The organism is Lysinibacillus sp. NPDC096418 (assembly GCF_044762775.1).
Taxonomy (GTDB): domain Bacteria; phylum Bacillota; class Bacilli; order Bacillales_A; family Planococcaceae; genus Lysinibacillus.
Map to the genome: position 1 here is coordinate 1 of NZ_JBIWEY010000066.1, position 6961 is coordinate 6961.

Sequence of the window (6961 nt, forward strand, 5' to 3'; positions counted from 1 at the left end):
CTTACCAGCACCTACTAAATAGGCTTCATCCGCTTTAAATCGATGGAAAGCAGCACTGTCTTCACGGGAATAAATAGCGACAGTGTTAATCTTCAGCTCCGTACACGCACGGAAAATACGAATTGCGATTTCTCCTCTATTTGCTACAAGAATCTTACGAATTAACTTCATTTTAAATCCCCCATTTTTTGAATTTATACATTTTTGCTGGTTAATCACCACAGCTTAAAGTTGATTTCTGTTCTAGCTGAGTGCCTTCCCCGAGACAAGATGTTGCTCCCTTTGTCTAACTTCCCCTAAAGTTTTCTTAACACAAAAAGAATATAGGTCATCGGATGACCTTGTGTTATGATTATATGTACTAAATTCTTAAAATTCAATATCTTTTTCATTTTCCCGCAATTACATTTTATTGCCGATTAAATGAAAGAGCACCATGAATATTAAGACATTCTATTTAAGAGAAGTAATGAGGTGATGTGCTTGCAATTTAATAAAATCAAACCTAAAAAAATATATGAAGAAGTATTAGATATCTTATTAGAAAAAATTCGCTCAGGTGAACTGATACCTGGAGATCGCCTAAGTTCTGTTGAGAAACTGGCAGAACAGTTAAAAGTAAGTCGCTCTGCCATAAGAGAAGCACTTTCTGCCTTAAAAGCAATGGGCTTGATCGATATTAAACAAGGTTCCGGAACCTTTGTAAAAGAAATCCCCAAAAATCATTTAGATTTTCCATTATCAGCAGCGATGCTGATGAATAAAGAAGATGTCTCCCACCTTTTAGAAGTGCGTAAAATTATTGAAATTGGAACTGTCGCAAGTGCCGCATTACATCGATCAGATGAGGATATACAACATATGATGCAAATATTAGATGCAATGAAGCTTGCCCAAGGAGACGGTGAATTAGGTGAAAAAGTAGACTTCCAGTTCCATTCTGCGATATCTAAAGCTTCTCAAAATCCTTTGCTTGCGACGTTACTAGACCAGGTGTCTAGTTTAATGATTGAAACAATGAGGGAAACACGAAGAATTTGGCTATTTTCTAGAAAAACGACGAGTGAAAAATTATATGATGAACATATGCAAATATTCCTCGCGATTAAGCAACAAAACGAAGAGCTAGCAAAACAAGCGATGCTTTCACATCTTAATAACGTAGAAAAAGTTCTTATGCAATACTTTAACAAGACTAAATATTTCAAATAATCAAAGTATCCAATTAGGCATGTTGATTAACTATATTTATACATCCTTGCTGATAGAAAAAGTTGATCTCCGCTATGGCTTAAAAATTTACCTATTTTTACGTTTAACTTAATTACAACTTTATTTTTAGAAAATTTAATAAAATCATTTTGTAATCCAAAAAGGTTGTAGTATTATAATAAGCAATATGTTTTTATAGCAAGTCATCCGATGACCAGTTGATTGGTTGTCTTTAAAGCTAAGGAGCGATGAATATGAAAGTAACACTTTTTGCAACTTGTTTAGTCGACATGTTTCAAGGAGATGTAGGAAAAGCAGTCGTTGAAGTATTAGAAAGATTAGGCTGCGAAATTGATTTTCCTGAAGGTCAAATCTGCTGTGGTCAGCCAGCTTACAATAGTGGCTATGTAGAGGATTCAAAAAAAGCGATGAAAAAAATGATTACAACCTTCGAAATTGCACAATATGTCGTATCCCCTTCTGGTTCATGCGCTTATATGTTTAAAGAATATCCAGAAGTATTTAAAGGAGACCCGGTTTGGGAGAAAAAAGCACAAGAACTAGCAGATAAAACGTATGAATTTACTGAATTTATAGTAAATGTGTTAAACGTAAAAGATGTAGGTGCGCAACTAGAGGGCACAGCGACGTTCCATACATCTTGCCATATGACACGTTTACTTGGCGTAACAGAAGCCCCTTTTACATTATTAAGTAATGTAAAAAACTTAAATTACGTTGATCTACCTGGTAAAGATCGTTGTTGTGGATTTGGTGGTACATTCTCTGTGAAAATGGGTAATATTTCAGGACAAATGGTCGACGAAAAGGTCCTTAATATTGAAGAAACAGAAGCAGATATTTTAGTTGGCGCTGATGCAGGCTGCCTGCTCAATATCGGCGGTCGTATTAATCGACAAGGTAAACCGATTAAAGTCATGCATATTGCGGAAGTTTTGAATAGCCGCTAAACGATTTCGAGGAGGATAACGTATGTCTATGAAAACAAGCGATGATCCGTTTAAAAATCGGGTCTCAAAGGAATTAACAAATACATTTATGCGCGGAGCTGTGTCAAGTGCACAAGAGCGATTCCAAACACGCCGACTTCAACAAGCTGAAAGTCTAGGACATTGGGAAGAATGGCGCTCGCATGGTGAAGAAATTCGACAGCATGTGCTGGCAAACTTGGATTATTACTTGCATGAATTAAGTGAAAACGTTGCCAAAAGAGGTGGGAACGTCTTTTTCGCGCAAACAGCTGAAGAAGCAACTGCCTATATTCAAAACATTGCCAAAGAAAAAAACGCTAAAAAAATTGTTAAATCGAAATCCATGGTTACCGAAGAAATCAATATGAACGCTGCGCTCGAGGAGCTAGGTTGTGAAGTGATTGAGACAGATCTTGGTGAATACATTTTACAAGTAGACGACCATGAACCACCCTCTCACATCGTTGTCCCTGCGTTACATAAAAACAAAGAGCAAATTCGCGATGTTTTTAAAGAAAAGCAAGGCTACGACAAAACGGAAAAACCTGAAGAACTGGCATTGTATGTACGTGAAAAATTGCGTAACGAATATTTAACTGCTGATATTGGCATTACCGGTTGTAACTTCGCTATTGCTGAGAGCGGCTCCATTACTTTAGTGACCAATGAAGGGAATGCTGATTTAGTAACAGCCCTTCCTAAAACACAAATTACCGTAATGGGTATGGAAAGAATTGTCCCTACTTTTGAGGAAATGGAAGTACTCGTAAGCCTATTAACAAGAAGTGCAGTTGGTCAAAAGTTAACAAGTTACATTACAACGTTAACTGGTGTAAAAGATGAGGGCGATACGGATGGTCCTGAAGAATTCCATTTAGTCATCGTGGATAACGGCCGCTCCGATATTTTAGGCAGTGAATTCCAACCCATTTTACAATGTATCCGCTGTGCTGCCTGTGTAAATGCATGTCCCGTTTACCGTCATGTGGGCGGTCATACGTATGGCTCAATATATTCAGGTCCAGTCGGTGTTGTCTTATCACCTTTACTCGGTGGCTACGATGATTTCAAAGAGCTTCCATACGCCTCTACATTATGCGGCGCTTGTACAGATGCATGTCCTGTGAAAATTCCATTGCATCAGCTCATTCATAGACATCGCCAAGTAATTGTAGAAAACGAAGGGAAAGCACCCGTTTCTGAAAAATTATTAATGAAAGCATTCGGTCTTGGCGCCTCTTCCCCATCTTTATATAAAATGGCGACAAAAATGGCGTCGCCTGCCATGGCACCTTTTACAAAGGATAATAAAATTTCAAATGGACCTGGTCCATTAAAGGCTTGGACAGAAGAAAGAGATTTCCCTGCACCAAACAAAGAGAATTTCCGTACCTGGTTCCATAATCGTCCAAAAGGAGGCGACAAGTAATGACTGGCATCATTCAAAATAAAAATGCATTTTTAAATAAAATTGCTAACCAACTAGGTCGCGCACCGAAGACAAAAATCGAACGCCCTACGTGGCAATACCAACCACAGGACCGTGTACTCAAAGATGCAACAAAGGACGACTTAGTGGCCGTCTTACAAGAGCAATGCAAAAATATTCATACAAACATCGTGCTAACCAACACAGCCGACTTGCCAAATGCACTCCAAACTGTAGTCAATAGCTTTGGCGGTCGTTCCGTGATTACTTGGAAGGACGAACGATTTACGCAATATGGATTAACTAATTTAATGTCTGAACAGTGGCCCGGGGACGGCATCGATCTATATACATGGGATGAGAAACAGGCCGAGGAAAATATCCGACAAGCAGAACAAGCAAACATCGGTATTACCATTAGTGAAATGACTTTAGCAGAATCCGGAACTGCAGTATTACTTAGTGACAAAGATAAAGGTAGATCCGTCAGCTTCTTACCAGAAAACTCCATCATTTTGATACCTAAAAGTACTATTGTTCCACGTATGACGCAAGCCGCTCGATGGATTAGTCAAAAGGTACAAAACGGCGAGCAAGTCGCTTCTTGCATTAATTTTATTACGGGTCCAAGTAATTCTGCTGATATTGAAATGATCCTAGTAGTTGGTGTCCATGGACCAATTAAAGCTACTTACATTGTTATAGAAGATCAATAAAACGATTACAGTGCTATCCAATAAGAACCTTTAAGCGAAACAACTAGCTTCCTATATGGTAAAAATCCGCTTCGCTTTCCGCGGGCACAGTGTAAGACGCACCCTTCACTACGCGTGGTTTGTTGCGTCTTACGACTTGTGGGTACTCCTGCCGCTACGTTTCACTCACGCTTTCGTCGCAAATAATGTTCCCGCAGGAATCTACGCGGATTTATATCTGAATATCATTTTAGAGGTACTCTCAGCATAATATTATCACTTTCAAGACAGCCCCTTTCTCATAGCACCAAGTATCAAATTTCCTGCTTGTTTGTAAACCTCTATCGCTAGAGTGAGAAATATAAATTACATACGCAGAAGTTGACCAAGACTCGTGTTTTTATTAGGCTATTTTAGTATATCGAGATTACAGTGACTTATCGAAATCAGAACAATTAGCGTTATTTGAAGTCATGAAACAGGATTTGTTCCCAGAAGAACGAGAAGACATAGTAAAGATGCTTAAAGACATTCGTGAAACTCGTTTTTCTGGCGGTTTGGCGAGTCTTCACTGCGGGAGTGTATCAGTCAAGAAAAACGGTAAATATCGAGCAAGACAACGTTATCTTTGCAAAGACTGTGGCTAGACGTTTAACGATATGACGAACAAGCCATTATCAGGTTCTCGTTACCCACATAAATGGCTTAAATACTTTAAAATGGTGGTTGAGGGTTATATGTTGGTTTGGAATAAAGTTTGATAAAAAAATGCTATTCAATCCTTATTAACAGCAAACGCAAAAACTCCATTTTGAAAAAAGATTGATCAAAATGGAGTTTTTCATTTTAACTAAGTATGAGACTTTTATAAAAAAGTTTGATTGTTTCAGTGCTCCTTATGCCATTAAAGCGCCCGATTGCGGAATAGTGGAAAATGCGAAAGAGCTGCAAAATGTCATTTCTAAATTTTCCCTAATGCATCCCATTCTTGATTATAGTAACATCTTTTTTAGCTAAAATTCCTTTAAGAAATAAAGCATTTTTTTCAATTCCACGGCGTTTACACCACCCGATACTATTAAAAGCATCAGTAAATCGATAAAAAGGCAATACAATTACCTGTTAAAGGATATCTAAAAATAGCTTTTACCCGTTATTTATTTTGGTGCAATTATTTCTTTACCACCCATGTATGGTCTTAACACTTCAGGAATTACTACGCTTCCATCAGCTTGTTGATAGTTTTCTAGGATAGCGGCAACTGTACGACCAATCGCAAGACTTGAACCGTTTAATGTATGAACATATTCTGGTTTTGCATTTTGCTCACGACGGAAGCGGATATTCGCTCGTCGTGCTTGGAAATCCTCAAAGTTAGAGCAAGAAGAAATTTCACGGTACATGTTTTGTGCAGGAATCCAAACTTCTAAATCATATTTCTTCGCTGCAGTAAAACCTAAATCAGCTGTACACATTTTTAGCTTACGATATGGTAAGCCTAGTAATTGCAATACTTTTTCCGCATGATTTGTTAATAGCTCTAATTGTTCGTATGATTCCTCTGGTTTTACAAAGCGAACTAGTTCTACTTTGTTGAACTGATGTTGACGGATTAAACCACGTGTATCACGACCCGCAGAGCCTGCTTCTGAACGGAAGCACGCACTATAGGAAGCAAAGCCTTGTGGTAAAGCCTCAGCAAGTAAAATTTCATCACGATAGAAGTTTGTTACAGGTACCTCTGCCGTTGGAATCATGAAATAATCTGTTTTCTCTAATTTAAATACATCTTCTTCAAATTTAGGAAGATTTCCAGTACCCGTCAAGCTATCACGATTAACAATGACAGGTGGTAGCATTTCCTCATAACCATGCTCCTCTGAATGTAAATCCATCATAAATGTCATTAATGCACGTTCTAAACGAGCTCCAAGCCCGCGGTAGAATAAGAAACGGCTACCTGTTACTTTTGTACCTCGTTCAAAGTCAACAATCTTCAAATCTGTAGCAAGATCCCAGTGTGCTTTAATGTCAAAATCAAATGTTGGTACCTCACCCCAAGTATATTCCTCTACATTATCGTCCTCTGTTGTGCCAACTGGTACAGATTCATGAGGAACGTTTGGTAAACGCATCATCATATCTTTAAAGCGTTCTTCTACATCATTTAATTGGACATCTAGTTCTTTAATTTCATCGCCTACTTGACGCATACGAGCAATAACTTCATCTGCATTTTCCTTGTTTCGTTTCATAATTGAAATTTGTTCAGATACTTTATTTCGTTCTGCTTTTAATTCTTCTGTTTTAGCAATTAACTCACGACGCTTTGCATCTAAATCCTCAAAGTCATCTAAGTTGCTTAAATCTTCATTACGTGTTAATAGCATTTCTTTAATTTCCGCGAAATTATCGCGTACGCGTTTAATATCTAACATAGTCATACCTCCAGTAGTTTAATGACATTGCATCCATTAAGTCTTGGTTTAATTGCGTTGCAAGCTAAACTCGAATAGCTCCGCTTTGAATCAAAATAAACAATCGAGTAGGAGGGAGCGACTAACTCCCGTCCTCTCACACCACCGTACGTACGGATCCGTATACGGCGGTTCCATGAAGTCTGACGGACAGCG

The 6961-nt window shown here is 38.3% G+C and carries 6 protein-coding genes and 2 pseudogenes; 5 read left to right on the top strand and 3 right to left on the bottom strand.

Going from position 1 to position 6961, the window contains the following annotated elements; all coding sequences use genetic code 11:
- The coding region (locus ACIQZG_RS24115) for a biotin carboxylase N-terminal domain-containing protein (protein WP_402758652.1) at positions 1 to 171 on the bottom strand (171 nt) is incomplete at its 3' end.
- A 312-nt stretch (positions 172 to 483) separates the two neighbouring features.
- Between ACIQZG_RS24115 and ACIQZG_RS24120 the strand changes: the two genes are divergently transcribed.
- The 5 genes and pseudogenes from ACIQZG_RS24120 to ACIQZG_RS24140 form a co-directional block, all read left to right on the top strand.
- A complete protein-coding gene (locus ACIQZG_RS24120) occupies positions 484 to 1212 on the top strand; it encodes a FadR/GntR family transcriptional regulator (RefSeq protein WP_402758642.1) in 729 nt (242 codons plus the stop codon).
- A 254-nt stretch (positions 1213 to 1466) separates the two neighbouring features.
- Positions 1467 to 2183, top strand: coding sequence for a (Fe-S)-binding protein (locus tag ACIQZG_RS24125; protein ID WP_402758644.1), 717 nt, complete (start codon positions 1467 to 1469; stop codon positions 2181 to 2183).
- Positions 2184 to 2205: 22 nt separating this feature from the next.
- Positions 2206 to 3633 (top strand): LutB/LldF family L-lactate oxidation iron-sulfur protein, encoded by a 1428-nt coding sequence (locus ACIQZG_RS24130; protein ID WP_402758646.1) that lies wholly within the window; start codon positions 2206 to 2208, stop codon positions 3631 to 3633.
- Positions 3633 to 4349, top strand: a complete 717-nt coding sequence (locus tag ACIQZG_RS24135) for a LutC/YkgG family protein (RefSeq protein WP_402758648.1) — start codon at positions 3633 to 3635, stop codon at positions 4347 to 4349. Before ACIQZG_RS24130 ends, ACIQZG_RS24135 begins: the two co-directional genes overlap by 1 nt.
- A 389-nt stretch (positions 4350 to 4738) precedes the next feature.
- Positions 4739 to 5071 (top strand): annotated as a pseudogene (locus ACIQZG_RS24140) (transposase); the annotation flags it as partial.
- Between the two features lie 229 nt (positions 5072 to 5300).
- Here ACIQZG_RS24140 and ACIQZG_RS24145 read toward each other — a convergent pair.
- Both ACIQZG_RS24145 and serS read right to left on the bottom strand, forming a co-directional pair.
- Positions 5301 to 5441 (bottom strand): annotated as a pseudogene (locus ACIQZG_RS24145) (aminoglycoside phosphotransferase family protein); the annotation flags it as partial.
- Between the two features lie 44 nt (positions 5442 to 5485).
- Positions 5486 to 6766, bottom strand: a complete 1281-nt coding sequence (gene serS / locus ACIQZG_RS24150; protein WP_402758650.1) for a serine--tRNA ligase — start codon at positions 6764 to 6766, stop codon at positions 5486 to 5488.
- Between the last annotated feature and the right edge of the window lie 195 nt (positions 6767 to 6961).

Bases quoted from the DNA above. Each gene is read 5' to 3' on its own strand.
- ACIQZG_RS24130 (WP_402758646.1), top strand. From the start codon at position 2,206: ATGTCTATGAAAACAAGCGATGATCCGTTTAAAAATCGGGTCTCAAAG.
- ACIQZG_RS24135 (WP_402758648.1), top strand. From the start codon at position 3,633: ATGACTGGCATCATTCAAAATAAAAATGCATTTTTAAATAAAATTGCT.
- serS (WP_402758650.1), bottom strand. From the start codon at position 6,766: ATGTTAGATATTAAACGCGTACGCGATAATTTCGCGGAAATTAAAGAA.
- ACIQZG_RS24125 (WP_402758644.1), top strand. From the start codon at position 1,467: ATGAAAGTAACACTTTTTGCAACTTGTTTAGTCGACATGTTTCAAGGA.